Origin of the sequence: Peribacillus sp. S4 (genome assembly GCF_046715815.1) — a bacterium.
GTDB lineage: Bacteria > Bacillota > Bacilli > Bacillales > DSM-1321 > Peribacillus > Peribacillus frigoritolerans.
This window is the reverse complement of the sequence record NZ_CP175708.1, coordinates 1319099-1341233: the sequence shown is the minus strand read 5'-3', so window position 1 is coordinate 1341233 and position 22135 is coordinate 1319099. Positions and strand designations below refer to the sequence as shown.

General features: G+C 40.6%; 24 protein-coding genes. 5 read left to right on the top strand and 19 right to left on the bottom strand.

Going from position 1 to position 22135, the window contains the following annotated elements; translation table 11 throughout:
* Nucleotides 1-73: 73 nt before the first annotated feature.
* The 11 genes from ACJ9PY_RS06460 to mgtE all read right to left on the bottom strand — a co-directional run bounded on the left by ACJ9PY_RS06460 (nucleotide 74) and on the right by mgtE (nucleotide 7242).
* Complete coding sequence (locus ACJ9PY_RS06460) at nucleotides 74-328, bottom strand: stage VI sporulation protein F (RefSeq protein ID WP_034314458.1); 255 nt, start codon at nucleotides 326-328, stop codon at nucleotides 74-76.
* A 113-nt stretch (nucleotides 329-441) separates the two neighbouring features.
* On the bottom strand, nucleotides 442-591 hold the full coding sequence (locus ACJ9PY_RS06455) for a YjcZ family sporulation protein (RefSeq protein WP_082609450.1): 150 nt from the start codon (nucleotides 589-591) through the stop codon (nucleotides 442-444).
* Nucleotides 592-693: 102 nt separating this feature from the next.
* Nucleotides 694-1050, bottom strand: a complete 357-nt coding sequence (gene spoVAE / locus ACJ9PY_RS06450; RefSeq protein ID WP_063577046.1) for a stage V sporulation protein AE — start codon at nucleotides 1048-1050, stop codon at nucleotides 694-696.
* Between the two features lie 16 nt (nucleotides 1051-1066).
* A complete protein-coding gene (gene spoVAD, locus ACJ9PY_RS06445) occupies nucleotides 1067-2092 on the bottom strand; it encodes a stage V sporulation protein AD (protein WP_063577047.1) in 1026 nt (341 codons plus the stop codon).
* Between the two features lie 3 nt (nucleotides 2093-2095).
* Complete coding sequence (gene spoVAC / locus ACJ9PY_RS06440; protein ID WP_063577048.1) at nucleotides 2096-2566, bottom strand: stage V sporulation protein AC; 471 nt, start codon at nucleotides 2564-2566, stop codon at nucleotides 2096-2098.
* 16 nt (nucleotides 2567-2582) lie between these two features.
* Nucleotides 2583-3080, bottom strand: a complete 498-nt coding sequence (locus ACJ9PY_RS06435; protein WP_141554872.1) for a YhcN/YlaJ family sporulation lipoprotein — start codon at nucleotides 3078-3080, stop codon at nucleotides 2583-2585.
* A 292-nt stretch (nucleotides 3081-3372) separates the two neighbouring features.
* Nucleotides 3373-3738 carry a DUF1360 domain-containing protein gene (locus ACJ9PY_RS06430; RefSeq protein WP_034314467.1) on the bottom strand — a complete coding sequence of 122 codons (366 nt, stop codon included), beginning with the start codon at nucleotides 3736-3738 and terminating at the stop codon, nucleotides 3373-3375.
* Between the two features lie 14 nt (nucleotides 3739-3752).
* Nucleotides 3753-4325: a hypothetical protein gene (locus ACJ9PY_RS06425; RefSeq protein ID WP_411739671.1), complete on the bottom strand. Its 573-nt coding sequence runs from the start codon at nucleotides 4323-4325 to the stop codon at nucleotides 3753-3755.
* A gap of 11 nt (nucleotides 4326-4336) precedes the next feature.
* Nucleotides 4337-4651 (bottom strand): hypothetical protein, encoded by a 315-nt coding sequence (locus ACJ9PY_RS06420; RefSeq protein ID WP_034314470.1) that lies wholly within the window; start codon nucleotides 4649-4651, stop codon nucleotides 4337-4339.
* Between the two features lie 307 nt (nucleotides 4652-4958).
* Nucleotides 4959-5732 (bottom strand): enoyl-ACP reductase FabI, encoded by a 774-nt coding sequence (fabI, locus tag ACJ9PY_RS06415; RefSeq protein WP_034314473.1) that lies wholly within the window; start codon nucleotides 5730-5732, stop codon nucleotides 4959-4961.
* Between the two features lie 133 nt (nucleotides 5733-5865).
* Nucleotides 5866-7242: a magnesium transporter gene (gene mgtE, locus ACJ9PY_RS06410; RefSeq protein ID WP_063577822.1), complete on the bottom strand. Its 1377-nt coding sequence runs from the start codon at nucleotides 7240-7242 to the stop codon at nucleotides 5866-5868.
* Between the two features lie 120 nt (nucleotides 7243-7362).
* Here mgtE and prpE point away from each other — a divergent pair, with 120 nt between their 5' ends.
* Nucleotides 7363-8106, top strand: a complete 744-nt coding sequence (gene prpE / locus ACJ9PY_RS06405; protein WP_057278897.1) for a bis(5'-nucleosyl)-tetraphosphatase PrpE — start codon at nucleotides 7363-7365, stop codon at nucleotides 8104-8106.
* Nucleotides 8107-8198: 92 nt separating this feature from the next.
* Here prpE and ACJ9PY_RS06400 read toward each other — a convergent pair whose 3' ends face one another.
* Genes ACJ9PY_RS06400 through ACJ9PY_RS06390 form a run of 3 tightly spaced genes read right to left on the bottom strand, consistent with a single transcriptional unit; the run spans nucleotide 8199 to nucleotide 10595 of the window.
* The gene (locus ACJ9PY_RS06400) at nucleotides 8199-9113 is read right to left on the bottom strand and encodes an RluA family pseudouridine synthase (protein WP_336058898.1); all 915 of its coding nucleotides are present in this window, start codon (nucleotides 9111-9113) and stop codon (nucleotides 8199-8201) included.
* Nucleotides 9114-9130: 17 nt separating this feature from the next.
* A complete protein-coding gene (locus tag ACJ9PY_RS06395; protein WP_034314482.1) occupies nucleotides 9131-9925 on the bottom strand; it encodes an NAD kinase in 795 nt (264 codons plus the stop codon).
* A 49-nt stretch (nucleotides 9926-9974) separates the two neighbouring features.
* Nucleotides 9975-10595 carry a GTP pyrophosphokinase family protein gene (locus tag ACJ9PY_RS06390; protein ID WP_034314484.1) on the bottom strand — a complete coding sequence of 207 codons (621 nt, stop codon included), beginning with the start codon at nucleotides 10593-10595 and terminating at the stop codon, nucleotides 9975-9977.
* A gap of 319 nt (nucleotides 10596-10914) precedes the next feature.
* On the opposite strand from ACJ9PY_RS06390, the gene ACJ9PY_RS06385 reads away from it, so the two are divergent.
* From ACJ9PY_RS06385 to ACJ9PY_RS06370, 4 genes are all read left to right on the top strand, one after another.
* Complete coding sequence (locus ACJ9PY_RS06385; RefSeq protein WP_268590588.1) at nucleotides 10915-11493, top strand: CYTH domain-containing protein; 579 nt, start codon at nucleotides 10915-10917, stop codon at nucleotides 11491-11493.
* A gap of 22 nt (nucleotides 11494-11515) precedes the next feature.
* Entirely contained in the window at nucleotides 11516-12184 is a 669-nt protein-coding gene (locus ACJ9PY_RS06380; RefSeq protein ID WP_411739670.1) for a lytic transglycosylase domain-containing protein, read from the top strand.
* A gap of 233 nt (nucleotides 12185-12417) precedes the next feature.
* Nucleotides 12418-12822, top strand: coding sequence for a globin (locus ACJ9PY_RS06375; protein WP_053534150.1), 405 nt, complete (start codon nucleotides 12418-12420; stop codon nucleotides 12820-12822).
* A complete protein-coding gene (locus ACJ9PY_RS06370; RefSeq protein WP_411739669.1) occupies nucleotides 12819-13712 on the top strand; it encodes a ClpXP adapter SpxH family protein in 894 nt (297 codons plus the stop codon). Before ACJ9PY_RS06375 ends, ACJ9PY_RS06370 begins: the two co-directional genes overlap by 4 nt.
* Before the next feature lie 925 nt (nucleotides 13713-14637).
* Here the strand turns inward: ACJ9PY_RS06370 and pepF are convergent.
* From pepF to spxA, 5 genes are all read right to left on the bottom strand, one after another.
* Nucleotides 14638-16455, bottom strand: coding sequence for an oligoendopeptidase F (gene pepF, locus ACJ9PY_RS06365; protein WP_411739668.1), 1818 nt, complete (start codon nucleotides 16453-16455; stop codon nucleotides 14638-14640).
* 167 nt (nucleotides 16456-16622) lie between these two features.
* A complete protein-coding gene (locus ACJ9PY_RS06360) occupies nucleotides 16623-17831 on the bottom strand; it encodes a competence protein CoiA (protein WP_411739667.1) in 1209 nt (402 codons plus the stop codon).
* A 97-nt stretch (nucleotides 17832-17928) separates the two neighbouring features.
* Entirely contained in the window at nucleotides 17929-19437 is a 1509-nt protein-coding gene (gene cls, locus ACJ9PY_RS06355) for a cardiolipin synthase (RefSeq protein ID WP_411739666.1), read from the bottom strand.
* 90 nt (nucleotides 19438-19527) lie between these two features.
* Complete coding sequence (gene mecA, locus ACJ9PY_RS06350) at nucleotides 19528-20196, bottom strand: adaptor protein MecA (RefSeq protein WP_034314498.1); 669 nt, start codon at nucleotides 20194-20196, stop codon at nucleotides 19528-19530.
* Nucleotides 20197-20690: 494 nt separating this feature from the next.
* Nucleotides 20691-21086 carry a transcriptional regulator SpxA gene (gene spxA, locus ACJ9PY_RS06345; RefSeq protein ID WP_034314502.1) on the bottom strand — a complete coding sequence of 132 codons (396 nt, stop codon included), beginning with the start codon at nucleotides 21084-21086 and terminating at the stop codon, nucleotides 20691-20693.
* Nucleotides 21087-22135 lie beyond the last annotated feature (1049 nt).

Below are 22135 nucleotides of genomic sequence, written 5' to 3'. Positions count from 1 at the left end.
AAAACTGCAGGCAAACTCGCTTTCTTTCAAGTTTGTCTGCAGTCTGAAGGCCTGCATAATAGCAGGCCCTTTTTCATTTTTTATTTATCATATTGGATATCGTCCCGAAATCAAGTTTATTCCCTTCAGCTACGATGGAATGAACGATTTTATCCTCAGTTTCCTTATTGACCGGTTTATTCGCTATTTTTGAAACACGCTTAATGACGTTTCTAACCGTTGTTTCATCTTTGAAGTTGGCTCCTTGCAGCGAGTTTGCCAATTCTAATACATCTTTCATATTTACGCCGGTTTTACCTTCTATGTTTTTAAAAAAGTTATTATCCATACTTAAGCCCCTCCCTTTTCTGTACCTATCCTATGGCATTATCAGAAAAAAGTGCTAGGCCCATACAAAAAAAATAAAAGGAATAGGCTTCTTCTGCCTATTCCTTTTACGCCTTAGCAGAAAGAAGCCCCTACAATGATCAATAGGATGAACAATACAACGATTATCGCGAAAGTAGAACCGCCGCCGTATCCTCCGCCATATCCGCCGCCGTATCCATAACCGCCGCCGCCACAACAACCGTAGCCACCAAAACCAAACATACATATCACCTCGCTCTCGCTAAAGCTTACTGATAACATATGTAGGTCTGGACAAATATGTATAGGCCATGTCCCATTCCAAGGCTGCCTATTTCGCTAATTTTATCCTTTTGGCCTGAAAACCAATGCTCCGATGAATCCAAAAACGATTGCTGCAGAGATACCGGAACTCGTAATTTCAAACATACCTGTCAGTACGCCAACGAGCCCATGTTTTTCCGATTCCATCATCGCCCCGTTCACCAGCGAGTTCCCAAACGAAACGATCGGTATGGTTGCTCCTGCACCGGCAAAGTCAACCAGCGGCTCATATAAATCAAATCCGCCAAGAACAGCTCCTATTACAACGAATAAGCTTAACGTATGTGCTGGGGTCAGCTTAGCAACATCAAAAAGCAGCTGGCCTACTACACAAATCAAGCCACCGATGACAAAGGCCCAAAAAAACATTGCTAACATCGAAATCTCTCCTTTTTCATGAATTCATCCCATACTCAATGGACACTGCATGGGCGATGCACGGAATCGTATCTTTTTGCTGGACAGAAAGCGGCGACAATAACGCTCCTGTTGCGACAAGCAGGATTTTTTTATATTTACCGGAAATCATTTCATTTAATATATGACCGTATAAAACGACTGCCGAACATCCCGCACCGCTCCCGCCAGCCAAAACAGGCTGGTCCTTTTTAAAAATCATCAATCCGCAATCCTTGAATTTTTCCTGATTGATATTACAGCCCTTTTGTTTCAATAAGTCATGGGCTGCCTCACTCCCTATTTGACCTAAATCCCCAGTAATGATGAAATCATAATCATCCGGGGTCAAACCAGTATCTTTGAAATGGGCAAGTATCGTATCGACTGCAGCCGGGGCCATTGCTCCCCCCATGTTGAAAGGATCTTTCAATCCCATGTCAATGACCTTACCAATAGTGGCCGAGACAATATGTGGATATTCCCCTTGCTTGCTTCCATTAGGAGCAACCAGCGCCACCCCTGCTCCTGTTATCGTCCATTGGGCTGTAGGTGGCTTTTGCCCGCCATATTCAGTTGGATAGCGAAATTGTTTTTCAACAGCTGCATTGTGGCTCGATGCACCTGTCAACACATAGTTAGCCCCGCCATAATTAGTGATGAAGGCAGCTAGAGCAAGACCTTCCATCGATGTGGAACAGGCTCCAAACAAGCCGAAATATGGAATTCCATTGGTTCTTGCCGCAAAGCTTGTCGGTGTAACCTGATTGATTAAATCACCAGCCAAGAAAAACTGTACCTGCTCCTTGTCAATCTCCCCTTTCTCCAAAGCAAGCTCTACCGCTTTCTCCATCAAATGGCGATGAGCCTTCTCATATGAATCCTGCTCCATCCATAAATCGTCGTAAAGAATATCGAAATCTCCCGCGATTTCTCCATTAGCTTCAAATGGCCCCCCTGTTACCCCTGTTTCCAAGATGACCGGTTTATTGGTGAACATCCATGTTTGTTTTCCCTTTAACACCGCTTAGCCCCCACTCATTAGGTAAATCGTTTTTATCAACGCCACGACAAAGGCTGAAAATACTCCGAATAAAATAACCGATCCGGCCAATTTAAACATATTGGATCCAACTCCAAGTACAAAACCTTCCGTCCGATGCTCGATTGCTGCAGAAATGACTGCGTTACCGAACCCAGTGACAGGGACGGCACTCCCTGCCCCAGCAAACTGGCCAATGCGGTCGTAAAATCCGAAACCGGTCATCAAAAGGGCCAGAAACACCATGGTAGCCGTTGTCGGACCTCCAGCTGTCTGCTCCGTAAAGTTGAAAAAATAAATATAGAAGTAGGAAATGGCTTGTCCCACTATACAGAAAATGCCACCTACTAAAAAGGCCTTCAAACAATTCTTCACTATTGGTCTTTTAATTTCATGCTTCCCTTGAAGCTCTTGATACGCATCCTGTATTGGGGTCGTTTTATCCTTGCCGCTCATGTGTTGAACCTCTCTTCTAAATTAATTCTTTTTGAAGTTCTTCGATTTCCTTGAACTTCTTCCTTGCCTTTTTCTCGGGAACATCCTTTTCCTTGAGTAACTCGTTCAACCTTACTGATTCCAAAAAGATTTTATAATCGCTTGAAACAATAAAATCATTCTCGGGAAACTTTTCTTCCAGATTTTCAGTCACAGTCTTTTCGATTTTCTTCATATGAAAACGTTGTAAGTGCTTAACTTTATAAGCGACGATAATCTTTTTCCCGTTTTTCACGACGATCACGTCATAGATTGTGTCTTCATTAGCAACTGTATCCTTTACCTTTGAGATCAGTCCCTTTTCATCCTTCTCATCCATTCCATTAATGATATCCATCGGTTCAGGATTCGTACGTTTAATCATCGCGAAATTCTCCGTTTTTCCATCATTCTGATTGCTGCACGCCGTAAGCACACACAAAACAACTATAAAAATCAGCCAGCTTCCCTTAAAATATCTTCCTTGTCTGAACATAGAATCACATCCTAATTTATCGTTCTATTGTTATTTTCTTGTTTAACGGTTTTTTTATGAATGGTAGGATTAGGAAATAAAAAACCCTTCCAAAATGGAAGGGTTTTTTCACTCAATAGCCTTTATTTTTATTGTTATTATTACAGCCACAATCTTTCTTGATTTTGATTGGCTGATCTTTTTTTATCGGTTTTGCATATGCCCATGGATTATTCTGTTTCTGATTCAATTCATGACTCCTCCTTTAAGATCTATATCATACTATATGAATGATTAGACAAGTTGTTTCCAATCAAATGTCCATAATTTTGCTGATTATGACCTCAATTATCGCTCCTACTGCTGCAACGGCAAGGATCAATATCAGTACGTCGCCTATAAACCAATGTTGGATATAAAGGAAAACCAGAAAAAGACTGACCCAGACACCCACACACCAAAAACAACTTAGCAATTGACCAATCCACCCCAGCAGACCCTTTTCCTTGGGCATTAAAAATATTTCCACAATTCCTTCTTCATTTTTTTCCTCTATCTCTTTAAAAAAGGGGCTGCGCAGCGGCTCCATGATTTTATCGAAAACGATCAAGCGTGTCAGCCTGAAGGAAGCCAAGCCTAATATGATAAATAAGGTAAATTCACTTTGTGGGGGAAACATTTAATATTGCTCCTTCACTTGGATTCTTCAATTATTTTGGCATCGATGATATCCGGCAGACCCACGAAACGGATATGGTTCCCTCTTTTAATTTTCACTGATTCCCCTCTCATGCCCAACACATGAAACCGAAGCTTTTCTCCGTTAATTACAGCCTCACATAATGGTTTTGGAAAACCTTGATGATTGGATAGGCGGGAAATGATGTCATGTGAAGATTCTTTCTTCTCCGCCTTTTTCCTTTTTCTCTTAACTGGCTTTTCATTTTCCTGTTCTATTTGTTCAGGATGTTCCATTTTTTCAACCGGAGCTTGCTCAGGGACATATTCTTCCGTGATTTTCCTTAATCCCGTAATCTCTTTTTCAATTTCCATCATGGCATCATAAACGCCAAATTCGCGTTTGACCTGTTCGATTTTTTCTTCTTTATGCTCGGCTTCTTCCTGAAGTTCCGGCTCAGCGCTGTCTTGAGGTTTAGCCTTTTTCGTTCGAAAATCACTTTGCATATTTCCACGCAGATCTGATATTTTTGCTTGATCGACATATATAAGTGGTTTGGATTCCTTATCGCCATTTTTCCCTGACATGAAAACCCTCCTTAATATTTCAGAATATCCACGGACTGCAGCTGTTCCATTTGGTATTGGACAACTTTTTTCCCGAATTTATGCCTTATGAACAAACTGGATTCTTTTTTTTGTTCCAATTTCCCGAATAGTGTACGGTCATTGATAATGAACTTACAAACAGGCTTAGGTGCAAAGGCTGGAAGTCGGGACAATAGCTCCACCAATTCCTCGGCGGTATATGAAGTACTGATATTTTTTCCATGTAAATTGATATGTCTCTTCAGCGTATTTTGTATAGTTTGTTTTCCATCAGCACAAGGCACACCAACTTTTTCCACGTCCATGATACCCCTCCTTCTTTTTCTCGAATAGGGTTGAAAGCAGCTTTATGCCGATTCTCGAAACAATGAATATCCGCTCTATGTATCATTTATATGAAACTCACCCTTCTTTATGCTGGAGATGTGACACTCCTTCAAAAAAGGACATCAACCAAGCTTGGATATGCTGGGCATTTATGAAAAAAAACTAAAACATTTGAAGATGGAAAAAAACCGGATAGATTTCAAATGAGGATGCAGCAATTAAGGATTCCTGAGGAGTGGAAAATCAATAAAAAAGGGGACCGATATCGGTCCCCTTCTTTTACTGTCATCCGATTATATGGTAACCAGAATCCACATGGATATTTTCCCCGGTAATCCCGCGGGACATGTCACTTAATAAAAATACTGCCGTATCCCCTACTTCTTCTGGTGTCGTTGTACGACGAAGCGGTGCTTCTTCTTCAATCTTCTTTAAAATGGTATTGAAGTCGCGAACACCTTTTGCGGATAGGGTACGGATAGGTCCCGCTGAAATAGCATTCACTCGAATGTTATCTTTGCCAAGATCACTTGACAGGTAACGGACATTGGCTTCAAGTGAAGCTTTAGCCACTCCCATTACATTATAATTAGGCATGACCCGTTCACCGCCAAGATACGTCATTGTGACGATGCTGCCGCCTTCCGGCATGATTTCTTTCGCCGCTTTAGCTACAGCCGTTAAAGAAAATGAACTGATATTATGGGCAAGCAAGAACCCTTCACGGCTCGTATTGACGAACTCACCGTCCAGTTCTTCCTTGTTAGCGAATGCGACACTGTGTACCACGCCATGAATGATACCTGTTTCTTCCTTAATCGTCGCAAAACATTTTTCAATGCTTTCATCCTTCGTTACATCACATTGTAAAATGATGGAGGGCTCCCCTTCCAATGTAGAAGATAGTTCCCTAACGCTTTTTTCCGTACGGTCTTTTCCGTAAGTGAAAATCATCTTTGCACCTGCTTTATGTAAGGAACGGGCAACTCCCCAAGCAATACTTCTTTTATTCGCAACACCCATTATGACAAACGTTTTTCCCTCTAATGAAAAAGTCATCGTATGTGACCTCCTATTTTTAATACAAGTTATTAGTACCTGCTACTAATGACAGTATATCAAATTTCCTTTGATAAAAACACCGTTTTCTAAAGTCCTCTGGGAATGACCCTCCAGGAGGGCCATCTTTGACTTATAGTAAATAGCCCATTAATAATGTTGCTAATCCGAAATAAATAAGAATACTGATAAGGTCATTTATAGTTGTAATGAAAGGACCTGAAGCTACTGCTGGATCGATTTTCATTTTATGCATGAGAAGCGGGACGATTGAACCGGCAAGTGTGGCAACGATCAGAGTTATGAAAATCGAAATACCGACCAATAACCCCAGCATTAAATCTTTTTGCCAAAAATAGACGATGAAAATGATGGCAATTCCGCATGTCAGACCAATAATAAGGCCAGTTCCAGCCTCTCGAAGGACTAGTTTCCACTTGCTTTCCTGTTCTAATTCACCTGTTGCGATTCCTCTGACCGCCACTGCCAATGCTTGTGTTCCTGTATTTCCAGCCATGCCGCCAATCAATGGAATAAATACAGCCAGAATCGCTTTTTGGCTTAGTGTCTCTTCGAATCGCCCAATCAAACTCGCAGTCAGCAAGCCTAAGAACAAGAGGATGACCAACCATGGCAGCCGTTTTTTTGCAGCTGAAAATGGACTCTTATCAACATGATCCAGATCAGATATACCGGCGAGTTTAGAATAATCATCGGATGCCTCTTCATCCATGACATCAATGATATCATCAACCGTAATTATCCCTAACAAATGGTTCTGGAAATCGACGACCGGCACGGCAAGGAAGTTATAGTCCCTTATTTTTCGTGCCACCTCTTCCTGGTCTTCAGATACAGGTACGGAAACTACCCTGTCATCCATTAACTCACCAATTAAAGCATCTTCATCTGCAATGATCAAAGTCCTCAGCGATAAAACACCAAGCAGCTTCTTTTCCTGATCGGTAACGAACACATAATATATCGTTTCCGCATCCGGAGCTTCCCTTTTTAAGATCTGCATGGCTGATCGAGCCGTTTCATTTGCTTCAATGGCAATGAACTCTGTCGTCATGATACTTCCTGCCGTAGATTCCTCGTAATTCAGAAGTTCCTGGATTTCGCTTGCCGCTTCATCATCCATGATGGTCAAATAGCTGACGGCCTGCTCATCATTGATTTCATTCAGGACGTCAGCAGCATCATCCGCATACATATGGGAAAGCATATCGGCTGCGTAAGAAGGATTCATTTCAGCCAACAGGCTTTCATAATCCTCTTCATCTATTTCTATATTCTCAAAAAGGTCCGCCATTTCTTCCGGTGACAAATATGTGTAAATGACGGATCTGAATTCATCTGACAAGCTTGTATAAAATTGAGCCTGATCATAAGGATGCATTTCGAGGAACTCCGTACGGAACTGATCTAGATTTTCCGTTTTAAGCGCTTCAAGCAAAAACTCGTTATTCACTTGACTACTCTCCCGCTCCCTCTCCCGGTCCTTCATCTCCTCCATAACCATACACCTCCTAAAACAAATTTTTCATTTCTTCGTTTATATTTTATTTTTTAAATAATACTATACTAATACCATAAACATATACAAAACAAACAAAGGATGTGTCAAATGAACATCGATATCATAGGGGACATTCATGGATGTTTCGCTGAATTCAGGCAGCTGACCGAAAAAATGGGCTATACATGGGAGACTGGGGTTCCTGTACATCCCTCTGGAAGGATTCTCGGCTTTGTAGGGGATTTAACCGATCGCGGCCCCAATTCCCTTCAAGTAATCGAGGTTGTCCATGAATTAGTCATTAACCAAAATATAGCAAGGTATGCCCCAGGTAACCACTGCAATAAATTGTATCGTTATTTTTCAGGCAATAAAGTACAAATATCACACGGTTTAGAAACTACTGTAGCTGAATATGAATCACTGAACAGTCGGGAGCAGAAGAAAATCCGAAAAAAATTCATGGATCTATATGAACGCTCCCCACTTTATCAAATCATGGATGAAGGGCGATTGATCATTGCCCATGCAGGAATTCGCAGTGACTATATTGGTCAATATAGCAGTAAAGTAAAAACCTTTGTCCTCTATGGTGATATAAATGGCTCCAAACATCCGGATGGGTCTCCGGTCAGGAAAGACTGGGCCAAATCATACAAAGGGGAATCTTGGATCGTATATGGCCACACACCTGTCCCTGAAGCTAGACAAGTCAATCATACATACAATATTGATACAGGCTGCGTCTTCGGTGGAAAACTGACGGCTGTCCGTTATCCCGAAATGGATCTTCAAGAAGTGCCTTCAACCATGCCATATATAGCGGAAAAATTCAGGACATCTTTTGATTAACCAAAAAAACTCGCCATCTTGGTGAGTTTTTTTGCGTCCATGATTTTTTTTAAAATCCTGAATCGTTCGTTTTAATGTGCCCCGTTATAAAATCAGGAATGCCATCCTTTACTTCCATCGAGCAAACGGGACATATCTTCTGGCAACTCTTCTTGAAACAACATCATCTTCTTTGTGAAAGGATGTAAAAATTTCAGCTCAAAACAATGCAGGGCTTGGCGAGGTATACCTCTCCTGTTCCCTCCATATAAATCATCACCAGCCAGCGGGTGACCAATATGAGCCATATGGACCCTGATTTGATGCGTACGCCCTGTTTGGAGTTCCAAATCAAGGAATGTATGGGACTCTGTGTGTGCCAATACCTTAAATAGGGTACAGGCATGCCGGCCATCTTCCCTAACTTCCCGTTCGATGATGCTGGTCGATTTTCGTCCGATTGGCGCCACTATCTCTCCTACAGGTCCTTCAACGATCCCCTCAGCTATGGCTTGGTATCTCCGTTTAACCTGTCCTGATTTTTGCTGTTCACTTAATAGGTGATGGATATGCCGGTGCTTGGCAATTAAAACCAGACCTGATGTGTCCCGGTCAAGACGTGTAACTATATGGATCGTCGCCTGTACTCCCGTCTTCCTATAATAACCCGCCAAGCCATTCGCCAGACTGCCGTTGGGATGCTCGCGGGAAGGAATGGTATTCATGAAAGGGGGTTTGGCCACCACCAATACAAACTCATCTTCATACCTGACATCCAGGGGGATCGGTTCCGGTAAAAGGCCTTCGCTTGCCTGCTCCGGCGGGAATATGACGGTAACGGTGTCACCTGTTTCAATCCGTTCCCTTACGGTTACTTCTACGCCGTTCAACCGGATATATCCACCTTTAAACTTAATATCCGTTAATGCTCGTTTTGAAATATCGCATTTGCTGAGAAACTCTCGCAATAAAGAGCCAGAATCCTCTTCAGAAACCGACCAGGTCAAAGAAAAGTTTTGATTTGACATGAGGTGAGTCTATCTCCTTAATTAGCAATAAATGAATCATGCACTCTTTTCCAGAAAGGAAAAGGGCGGAATCTGGCAAATCGGATCTTTTCATCTGCCACCCGGCACTGTATCGACTTTACATTTTCCTGAAGCAAGGACAAATGGTCGACCGTAATTTGAAAATTGACCGCATTGACCGGCCTGAACATACATGTATGATGTGCCGGCAGCAGAAGTGGAGATCCTACCGTTCTAAACACCCGGTTATTAATGGATGCCAATTCGGTAATCTGGATGGCATCGATTGATGGATGGACGATGGCCCCGCCAAGCGCCTTATTATACGCCGTGCTTCCAGATGGCGTCGCAATGCATAAACCATCTCCACGGAACGTCTCGAAATGCTGGCCGCGTATTTCAACGTCCATTACGAGCGTCCCTTCAACACTTTTGACTGTCGATTCATTCAAAGCCAAAAATCTGTTTTCCCGTCCTCCATGCTGATAACGGACAATCGTTTCGAGCAGTGGATATTCCACTATTTGAAATGGGGTTTTGGCTAAAGCTATCACCAATTTTTCAATTTCATCAGGGGTCCAATCTGCATAAAACCCAAGATGTCCTGTATGTACTCCAACAAAGGCAGTTTTATCCAATCGATTCTTATAACGGTGAAAAGCATATAATAAAGTGCCATCACCACCGACAGAAATGACAATATCCGGCTGATCTTCGTCATATTCCAAATGAAAGTCCTGAAGATACGTTCGCATCCTTTGCATTAAAGTATTCGATTTCGCATCTCCTTTTGACGTAATCGCAAATTTCATGTAATCCCACCTTCAATTTAGATTTCTTCTCGTTTACCCATTTATTTGTTCAAGAATCTTTCTTCCGGGAAAAAAGACGCTGGGCTTCCTGGATTTCCGTACGGATTTGCGACATCTCTGCATCAAGCAGGAAGGCAGCTTCAGCTGCACGTTTGAGTCGCAGTTGAATATCTTCCGGGAAAATGCCTTTATATTTATAATTTAAAGAATGTTCAATCGTCGCCCAAAAATTCATCGCAAGAGTCCTGATTTGAATTTCGGCAAGGATATTCTTTTCGCCATGGATCGTCTGGACCGGATAGCGGATTACAACATGATAAGAACGATAGCCGCTAGCTTTTTTATGGGAAATATAGTTCCTCTCCTCGACTATCTCGAAGTCATTTCGACCTCGTAAAAGTTCAACCACCTGTTCGATATCATCCACGAACTGGCACATCATGCGAAGCCCTGCAATATCCTGGATCTCAGTTCCCAATTTATCAATGGGAATGTCCTTTAGGCTCGCCTTATCCAATATGCTGACAATCGGCTTTACCCTGCCTGTTACAAATTCGATCGGTGAGTGAATATTCTCTCTCTCAAACTGTTTCCTTAAACCCTTTAGCTTAACCTTCAATTCTTCGACAGCCTGAGTATAAGGCGCCAAGAAATCGTCCCAACTCTCCATTGCCACACCACCTATATCTATCTAAAAAGCGCCTGTTCAACTCTGGTATGGGCAGAACGCTCTCCTAAACCCAGCAGCCAAATGACTTTATGCCAATTCACCACTGGTTCCTATTAAATCTTTCTCTAGCAAAGAATATGTATTAAATTTCTATATATACGATTGACCAATTCTCGTGCTCAACGTTTATATTTTATCATATCCTGCAATTGATTCCTAAAAATTCAAGTACAATAGCAAAAAATTATTGAATTCAATTTGACAGCTGGAATGGTTCTTATATGATTAACCTAAGAATCAGCGAGAAAGGATGGGACACATGAACCAGCATATTGAAATTGAATTTAAAAACCTCTTAAGCGAAAAAGAATTTCGTCAACTGATCGAATACTTTCATGTCGGGGCATCGAACTTTAAAACACAGAAAAACCATTACTTCGATACACTTGGATTCTCTTTGAAACAGCAAGACTCTGCACTTAGGATCAGGGAGAAAAATGGGCGATACGAGCTGACTTTAAAACAGCCCGCTAAAGAAGGATTATTGGAAACGAATCAAGATATTCCTGAAGAAACCGCATATGGCTTCCTGAAACATAACATATTCCCTGATGGCGAGATCCGACATCTTATCCTCGAGTGCGGAATTGATCCAAAAGACTTTACCTGCTTTGGGACACTACAGACAGACCGTTTTGAATTTCCTTACAAAGAGGGTCTGCTCGTTTTAGACCATAGTTCGTATTTGAATCAGGAAGACTTTGAGCTTGAATATGAAGTGTCGGATGCAAAAGCCGGGAAAGAAAACTTCCTGACCCTCCTTGAAACCCTTAAAATTCCGGTAAGGGAAACCGAAAATAAGGTTAAGAGGTTTTATCGTGCCAAATTCCAAAAATAATCCTGTTTGAACCCATTCGGAGGTGGAGAGTTTGAAAATCCAAGATTTCAAAACGTTTATGGAATTGCAGGCAATCGAGCAATTCACGAACGGCAACATCAAAAATACAAATTCATCTCGCTCCGTTTTCCAGGACATGCTCTCGGCATTGGTTTCGGGTGATGCTCTAGAAGGCACTTCGCAGACATTGGGTTCCTTATTATCCAATGTGGAAACGGAAGCGAAGAAGTCCTTTCTTCAACCCATCGGCCTGACATCCATGAAGATCAACCCGATTTCCGCTGCCCATGCTAACAATCAGAGCAGCGGAAACGCAACAAACTATGATCATATCATCAGCCGGGCGGCAAGTTTATATAATCTCCCGGAAAAATTGATTAAGTCTGTCATTAAACAAGAATCGAACTTCAACCCTGAAGCCGCCAGTTATGCGGGTGCAACCGGCCTTATGCAGTTAATGCCAGCAACTGCAAAAAGCCTTGGGGTGGATGATGCAACCGATCCAGAACAAAACATCATGGGCGGGAGTAAATATTTAAGTCAAATGATGGCTCGTTATGACGGGGACATTCAGGTTGCCCTTGCTGCATATAATGCTGGGCCAGGAAATGTCGATAAATATAACGGCATCCCTCCTTTTAAAGAAACTCAGAACTATGTCCAAAAAGTTTATGGCACATTTTCAAGCTAAAGCAAGCTGACCCTGTTTTTTTATGATGGGTCAGTTTTTTCATGTCTATATATGCTTCTTCCACGCACCTTGAACAAATGGTAAAGCTCCTCAAATGCTGTCATCTTCGATCATTTCCCTGTGTCATACTACAGATGTAAAATTTTCTTTAAGCTATATATTTGTTATATCAGTACGTCATTGATAAAATATGAATAAATATCAACCATCTTTCTTTAAAAGGAGTAATCAACATGATGCAAGGGAACCCTACACCATATGAATTAATTGGAGAAGGGCAATTACACAAATTAATTGATGTGTTTTACTCCAACGTTAGTCAACACCCGGATCTGCAGCCAATATTCCCTGACGATTTAACTGAAACGGTCCGTAAGCAAAAACAATTTATGACTCAATATTTAGGCGGTCCCTCTTTATATACCGAAGAGCATGGCCATCCTATGTTGCGGGCTCGACATATACCTTTTGAAATTACACCAGAACGTGCGAAAGCATGGCTCTCATGCATGTATCAAGCCATGGACGAAGTTGGCCTTGAAGGTGAGATTAGGGAGTTTTTCTATCACCGCCTCTATTTGACGGCACAGCATATGATCAATACATCCGGAACTGACGGGAAAGGAGAAGACAGTTGAGCGCACAAAAACCAGTTTTCAATATTTCCGATTGGATCAAGACGCAGCATTGCTATGAAATAGGAAAAAAGCCAATTGAAATTTATGTTTTTGTTGATCCGCTTTGTCCCGAATGCTGGGGCTTAGAACCAATTATTAGGAAATTACAGATAGAATATGGCCAACTGTTCAGTTTACGCCATGTTTTAAGCGGTAAAATCGATTCTCTTAATATGGGGAAAAATAAAAATTATGAAAACCTTGCTCAAGTTTGGGAAAAGACAGCCAGCCGCTCGGGAATGTCCTGCGACGGGAGCCTTTGGTCTGAAAACCCAATCTCTTCTCCATATACAGCTTCCATCGCAATAAAGGCAGCGGAATTGCAGGGCCGTAAATTGGCCATTCGTTTTTTAAGGCAGCTTCAAGAATTTGTATTCATAGGTAAAAAGGATATATCCAATATCGAGGTCTTGACCGAATGTGCCAAAATGGTCGGTTTGGATGTGGAGGAATTCCTTTATGACATCAATTCTTCCAGTGCAGCAAAAGGCTTTCAATGTGACATGAAAATCACAGGTGAAATGGAAGTGACTGAAATACCTTCCCTTGTCTTTTTCAATCAAAATATTGAAGAAGAGGGAATAAAGGTTTCAGGTGTCTATTCTTACGAGGTATATGTTCAAATTTTAGAAGATATGCTGAATGGTCTTCCAGCCCCCGCACCCCCTCCCTCTCTCGAAGAATTTCTAAGCTGTTTCAAACTAGTGGCCACAAAGGAGATTGAAACGGTTTATAATATGAGTAAGAATACCGTCGAGTTGGAAATGAAAAAGCTTGTTTTAAAACAGTTGGCAGAGAAAATTCCTGCTAAATACGGAACGTTTTGGAGATACACAAAGAAACAGTCATGAATTTGACTGCTTCTTTGTTATAAAAAGGGAAAAACCATGCAAATCAAAAGATTGCATGGTTTTTTTATTATAAGAAATAAGGGGATGGGAGAAATTTTTCACGATCAAACAAAGGGGTATAAGTTTGTTTGTGATTCACTTCACAATATACAATATAACAGATAACCCATTTATGTTTCAACCATATGTGTAACTTTTCACAAATTGTTCACAATATATATTGTTCGTCTTTTATTATCCTTTCTAGTATATATAGCTAAATAAGAGACGGTTTTAATTTTTAGGCCATACGTGTTTTGATAGCTGATTTAGTATGGGATTGAGTCTATTTGTGAAATGAATCACAAAAATGGCTAAACATTTCTTTTTATTCATTCAGCTAACGTTCAACTTTTATTACTACCGGTACCATTATATTTCATGGACATGAAAAACCCCGGCAAATCACGAAATTTGCTGGGGTTTTCACCTATTTATACGATTAAGGGGATAGGAGAAATTTCACGACGAACAAACAAAGGGGTATATGTTTGGGATGTGATAACTTCTATATCTGTACTATAGCAGATTACACACCTTATTTGCAAGAACTTTGTGCGCGACTTCACATTATTGTCATATTCTTAGAATACTGCTTATTCTAAAACATACTATCTAATAATGAGCAGATGAGTTTTTACTGCTGCCAGGTTGGAGGTGACCAAATTGAAAGGCTTTATTCTACTCATACTCTTGATGGGGTCGCTATTTGTCCAGCTACTCGGTATCATGGACCTCATTCCTCTGTATTTTACCTCCCCTATTTTATTTTTTGTTTTGTTCATAATTCTTCATAGCTTAAATCAGAGAAATCGTTTTAAAGGATTATGACGGATATCCAGATAAAGATGAAAAGGACCCGAAGTGTTCGGGTCCTATCCACATCCTATTTATTCAAAAGTTCTTCCAACTCATTTAATTTTTCTTCGAATACATTCATGGCTTCTTGTACAGGCTCGGCTTTTGTCATATCGACGCCGGCCTTTTTGAGTACTTCAATCGGATAATCGGAACTTCCTGATTTCAGGAACTCCAGATACCTTTTGACAGCAGGCTCTCCTTCTTCAAGGATTTGCTTGCTCAATGCTGTTGCTGCACTGATTCCAGTTGCATATTGATAAACATAGTAATTATAGTAGAAGTGTGGAATACGAGCCCATTCCAAACCGATTTCTTCATCAATGGTCACGTTCTCGCCAAAGTATTTCTTGTTCAGCCCATAATATTCCTTAGTTAGCATATCCGCCGTCAACGCTTCTCCATTTTGAGCTTTTAAATGAATGGTATGTTCAAACTCAGCAAACATCGTTTGTCGGAACAATGTGCCACGGAAGCCTTCCAGGTAATGGTTCAGTAAATAGATGCGTTTCTTTTCATCTTCGATTGAATTCAGTAAATAATCATTCAACAGGTTTTCATTACAAGTGGATGCAACTTCCGCTACAAAAATTGAATAATTCCCGTATGGATATGGCTGATGTTTACGTGTATAGTAGCTATGGACCGAATGCCCAAACTCATGAACGAGCGTGAATAAGTTATTGACGTTATTTTGCCAGTTCATTAGAATATAAGGGTTCGTCCCGTATGTCCCCGAAGAATAGGCACCGCTTCGTTTCCCTTTGTTCTCATGCACATCGACCCAACGGTTTTCAAATCCCTCTTTCAAAACGTTCAAATAGTCCTCCCCTAGCGGAGCAAGACCTTTAAGGACATAATCTTTGGCCTCGTCATATGTCACTTTCATCTTCACTTCTTTAACAAGAGGAGTGAATAAATCATACATATGAAGTTCATCTAATTCCAGTACCTTTTTACGTAAATCAAGATAACGGTGCAGTAATGGCAAGTTGTCGTTGACCGTTTTAACGAGATTATCGTATACGGTCTCCGGAATGTTATTATTACTTAAAGCCGCTTGGCGTGCTGAATCATATTTTCGAACCGTGGCATTGAAGTTGTGGTTTTTCACCTCACCTGACAGTGTTGAAGCAAATGTATTACGGAACTCCCCGTACTTGCTGTATACCCCTTTAAATGCCTCCTCACGTACACGGCGATCTTCACTCTCAAGAAATCTGATATACCTTCCGTGAGTAATTTCCACTTCATTTCCCTCTTCATCCTTGATGGTCGGGAATTTCAGATCGGCATTGTTAAGCATACCGAAAGTATTACCCGATGCATCGAGTACTTCTGATGCCTGTGCCAATAGTTCTTCCTGCTCTGCTGATAGGATATGGGGTCTCTGAAGATTAATTTCCTCTAAAGAATGTTTATATAATTTCAATTCTTCTTTTTCTTCCAAAAACCCTTCCACTTTACTTTCGTCAATACTCAATAGTTCAGGAACCATATATGAAAACGCAGCCGCTGCCTGTGCGTATAAAGCTTTTGCCCGATCCTCCATCCCTTGATAAAATGGATTGGTTGTATCTTGATCATTGCGCATATGTGAATAAGAATAAACTTTCCCTAGCTTCTCGAAAACCTCATCTTGAAGTTGGAGGGCCGCAAATAGCTTTTCTGCGCTTTCTCCCAACGTCCCTTTATGCGCCTCCGCTTTCTTGAGGTCTTCCTTTACCGCTTTGAAGGCAGCTTCCCAATCTTCCTCGGTTGCGAAGATATCTTCCAGTCTCCAAGTATCTTCAGGAGCTATTTCACTTCTTGAAGGTAATGTATTCGTTTTTGTTTCCTGTGCCATAAAAATTCCTCCCCATTCTATAGAAACTTGCCATTGGGCTAACTCATTAAACCGGATTGAACACTGCCATGCTTCATTCTGTTTAATTCCCAGTTCTTATTACTATTTCTCCATTTACAAAAATAATCCTGCCATTTCATCTGAATTCAAGATAAATTGAGATGTCATCACTGATTATACTGGATATTCCCCTTTTCCATCATCAATTTATGCTTATCATAGAAATCTTTTTCCAAAATTTGAGCTTGATCACTGGTGAAGGGAAGGGTAAATTCCTTTTCAATTTTAAAAACCCCTTCTTCCAGCTTTGATAGATAACCCAATTGTTCCAAAAGCATGATATATTGATCAATAGGATACTCGATGGTTTTTTCATGAAGCAATGGCAACGGTCTGAACTTTATTTCCCCTTTTTTTGAACGCTTTCTAAAAATGCGGATAATATCAGCCATATAAATCTTTTCCCCTGTTCTTTTCTCTTGAAACGCATCCATGTATAACCATGCCTGCCATTCGATTGAGGCAGTTTCGATCAACAGCATCCCTCTGACGGGAACACCCACTTCAATTGGAAGTGTCGCAGGTGAAATATGATGTAAATATAGGGCTTCGAAAAAAGGATCGCATCTGCGTGCTGTTTTCACTCGATGGAGCGACCAGCCATTTCGTTTATATCTCCATACAGGCAGGAAAGGGAAACGAAAGCAGTTTTGGGGCACTGCCCGACTCGGGGGAAGGAGCTTTAGAGAAGCTGTTGTCAATTCGGCAAAGACGGTTCTAGGGGTAAAAGGAGTGAGGTTCTTCAATACTGATAAATGATCAGTTTCCGGGCAATACATCCAAAGAAACGGATGATGGAAGCTGCCGGTGACGAAGAGCCATTGGAAGCGGGATATACTGAATTCATAAAAGCTTTTCCTTTTTAAGCTTTTTGCAGCGAGGATCCAGATTGGTTTAATGCCTATGCTTTGATAGGCTCTTGACCTTTCCATGAATTCCGCCTCGGGGATAACTGAGCATTGAAATTCTATCGCATAACGATTACCTCCTATCCTCACTAAAATATCAGTTCTTTTCTTAATTTCGGGAAGGTAGGCTTCTAGATCCACTTGATAACCATGTGATAAAAACCACTGAAACAATTTTCTTTTTCCCATTAAATGATAGGCGGATTCCGGTTCTGAAGAAGCACGGCATGAAGAACTATTTTTATGGGCGAAATGCGGAACCCTTACACTGCCCGCTTTGATGGTCAATTCCATCTTGCAGCATGGACAGTAATAATCTGCTGACTTTCTCCAGTCATCAATCATGTTTGCCGGTATCTTTTCAGGGAGGGTAATCCAAGTCCCTTCTTTATTTATCGCAGTTAGCATACATCTCCTCCTCACCCACTACATTCGCCTGGTTCGCTTAGGATTCCTTTTAATGTGAAAAAAAAAATGCCTGAACGGCATAAAAGAGAGTTACTATCTAAAGAAGAGGTGAAAGCAATCGGCAAGTGGACTCCAATAATTTTAAACCGAAATTCCGTTTGGAAAACTCATCAATCTCCACTTCCTTGGATACCTTTATATCTTCCATGTAATCATTCACAAGCTGCTGAGCACTTTCCGTCCGGTAAAGAAATGCATTGACCTCGAAATTCAGGTGAAAGCTTCTCATATCGATATTGGTTGTCCCAATTGATGCCATTTGGTCATCCACTATGATGATTTTACTATGCATGAAGCCTTCATTATATTGAAATATACGAACTCCAGAAGCAAGCAATTCGGGAAAATAAGTTCTCGAAGCATGAAATACGATACGTTTATCGGGGTTCTTCGGGACGAGAAGCCTGACATCCAAACCACTTAAAGCAGCCACCTTTAACGCTTGTAAGATATTGTCATCAGGAACGAAATACGGGGAGGCAATCCAGACGGACTTTTCTGCTGAAGTGATCATCTTAAAAAAAATGCTTTTAATGATCGTCCATTCACTATCCGGCCCTCCGCCAATCAATTGAACTCCGCCATATCCGTGATGGTTCGGCATTCCGGTCATGAGATATTCATCGCTTAAAAAACTATTGTTGGTGCTATAATACCAATCCTGCAGAAATATGAGCTGTAACGTCCTGACCGCTTCCCCCTTTATGATGAGATGCGTATCCCGCCAAGAACCGAATTTCTGGTCTTGTCCCAAATATTCATCCCCTATATTGAGGCCGCCGATGAAACCGACAGAGCCATCTATCACAATTATTTTACGATGGTTGCGAAAGTTGAATTTATTATTTAATAAAGGGAGATGCAACGGACCAAAGGCCACCATTTCGGCTCCCGCATTCTTCAGTTCATCGATATAAGATCGGGCTAACTTCCAGGAACCAACCGCATCATAGAGAAAACGGACCTTTACCCCTTCTTTTACTTTTTGTATCAAGATGTCTTTTAGCAGTCCGCCAATGCGGTCATCCCTAACAATATAATATTCTAAATGAATATGATGTCTTGCTTTTTTTAATTCTTCGATGATATTGGAAAATGTCTCCTCACCATTCCGTAAAACCCTGGTTTCGGTCGTAAATGATACAGGGCTATTCCCCAGCCTATTTGCAAGAGTGATTAACTGCTGAGGGTGCTCGCCCATTTCCATAATTCGTTCATTATATCCCGCTTCGCCGCTTATTTTCACGAAAGTATGTTTATCCAAAAAGTACTTCTTGCGAAATATCCTATCTTTCCGAAAATTACGGCCAAACAAAAAGTAAAAAATGAAACCGATGAATGGGAAAGCGCAAAAAATAACTAGCCATGTTATGGTCTGGATGGGATCTCGATTTTCGAGGAAGATGTTGAATCCAATTATCACCAAGAAAATGGTCAAAATAAGGCTAGAATAAAAAATCAGCCCGCCATCAACGTCATTTAATAGAAAATGCCAAGTGCTGAACAACATGAGAATAAGCAGACCGATGCCAACTATATTCTTCACCTAGACTCCCTCCAATTAACAAACACAGGAACACTAAAAAAACCCCCTTAGACGAAAAGGCCGATTTCTACTGAAATCGGCCTCAACAGTCTATGCGAAATATTTATCGACCGTTGTGAATACATCATTTTCGATAACTATCTTTCCGTACTCTTCAAGCATGTGCACCGTTATAGGCGACTCCTGGCTATATTCCAATAAAAGACTTAGAACATTATCGATTTCTTCCTCATCAATCTCCGCTTCGGAAAATTCGATATAAAGATAATATTTATTCTGATAAACATAAAGTTTAGTCGTCCAATCATCCAAGCCATGACGTTTGCTTAATGAAATGACATCTTCGAAATCCTCGAAAGTCGTGATGAATTCAATCATACCATCTTCGAATGTCATACCGCTTTCTTCATCTTTGCCATGAAAATGTTGATCAAGAAGCGTATCCATCTTGTCTGATACATTCAAATCCCTTAACTTATCATCTGAAAGAGGCAGCTCGAGTTTCTGACCATCTTTGGCAAGCTGGGCTTTTGTGACCAAAACTTCCAAGCCTTTTTCAAGGGCTTGAACTTGAATCCATAAAGGTCCTTCAATCATGAATTCTTCTTCCTGATGCACTTCATCCATCATTTCCCAAAAAAGTTCCTCACTTCGCTCGCGGCTGTACCAAATTTCTTCGCGATCAAAGCCTCTTTCCTCAATATCTATATAGGAAATATAAAATTTTACTGTATCGTCATTAATGCGTTCGATTTCCATGATTCCCCTCTCCCTTCCTTTCTCATTTTGAAGGGATAATAACCCCCAAGCGAAAATTGCTCTTAAAAGCTCTTTACCCGTAAGTGAATACTGTAAATCATGATAGTCATTAAAACAGACTATTTTACATCATTTTATGACAAAACCTTGAAGAAGGGAAATAAAAAACATTACTTATCTAAAAAACAATTGTTTGCCTAATATTCCATTCATTCTATAAAAAAATACATCCGCATGCAACTATCATAATGCTTTATTAAATTTCACTCTTACTGCCGTCAATGTCATATTATATACATGGCATGATGAGCTGCATTCTTATTTTTTCTTTAAATGATGACCGGTTCAAGGGACCTGTTGCAGCTAAGAAACGACCGCTGTCGCCTATCAATCCTTTTATGTTCCCCGTCATTAAGTTAAAAAAATCAGCGGAAAATCGGATATGTATAAAGAAAAAGCCCTGCACATTTCCTGGCAGAGCTTGAAAGACCTTATTAGTTGACCATACGTTGTGCTTCCCGTAATTGGAAGGTACGAACTTTACGTGGTAAAAATCGTCTTATCTCATCTTCATTATAACCAACTTGAAGCCGTTTCTCGTCAAGGATAATTGGACGTCTCAACAGTCCAGGATTCTCCTTGATCAATTTATATAATTCTTGAAGAGGCAGGCTCTCTAAATTTACGTTTAACTTTTGGAAAGTTTTTGACCGTGTTGAAATGATTTCATCGGTTCCATCTTCTGTCATTCGAAGAATTTCTTTAATCTCATCAATCGTTAACGGTTCTGAAAAAATGTTTCTTTCTTTATATCCAATCTCATGTTCCTCTAACCATGCTTTTGCTTTTCTGCATGAAGTACAACTAGGTGATGTATATAATGTTACCATGCTTACTCACACTCCCTAAATATAGAATCGGTGATCTATGAGGGGAAATCTACTATTAGTATTCATAAGTACCACTCTAATTTGAAATAATTTTAAATAAGTATTTCATGTTCCTTATTATACACTAATTTTTTTAAAATGAATACCCTTTTTGATATTTGAAAAAATCCTTTAAAACTTCCTGTTCAGGCTGTACTATAGCTATTTCATTTTTTTATGTAATACATTAAGACCACATTTTCTAATTGAAAAAACATACCTGCCATTCTCATTTAACTCTCAATTCTGCCCTCATGATTATTTAATTATCTCGTTACTTTTATTTACCCCCAATCCTTGTCAATAAACAAGATCATGTTAATATATTTTCTTTAATAAAAAGCAAATTCCTCCTTTTACAAGAAAAACCATTCTTTTAGCACATATATTTCCAAAAGTAAAAAAGGTAATTCGAAAGAATCCGCAATAAGGGAGTAATCTACCATCCAAGAAGTTATAGATATTCATTTCCCTGCAGAATATGCCAGTAAAAGACAGTTAGTCTTCAGTCTAAAAAACGATTCAGTTGATTCCAGAAATCCGCTCCCTTTCCGCCGACTGTCTGCCAAGCCTCCTCGACGCAAGCGTCTGCGGGGTCTCGGCTAGCCAGCTTCTCGGCAGGAGTGTCGCATATTTCTTCCATCCTTTAAGGATTACAGTAAAAAAAACATCAAGGATCACCTTATCTTAAATTTGGTTCGGGATGAGTCTAGCCTACGGTTTTTTCTTAAAATTTCATTCCATTTGTTTCCAGAAACCCCACTCCCTTTCCGCCGACTGTCTGCCAAGCCTCCTTGACGCAAGCATCTGCGGGGTCTCGGCTAGCCAGCATCTCGGCAGGTGTATCGCATATTTCTTCCATCCTCTAAGGATTACAGTAAGAACATCAAGGATCACCTAGTCTTAAATTTGGTTCGGGATGAGTCTAGCCTAAGGTTTTTTCTGTTAATTACATTTCAGTTGATTCCAGAAATCCGCTCCCTTTCCTCCGACTGTCTCCCAAGCCTCCT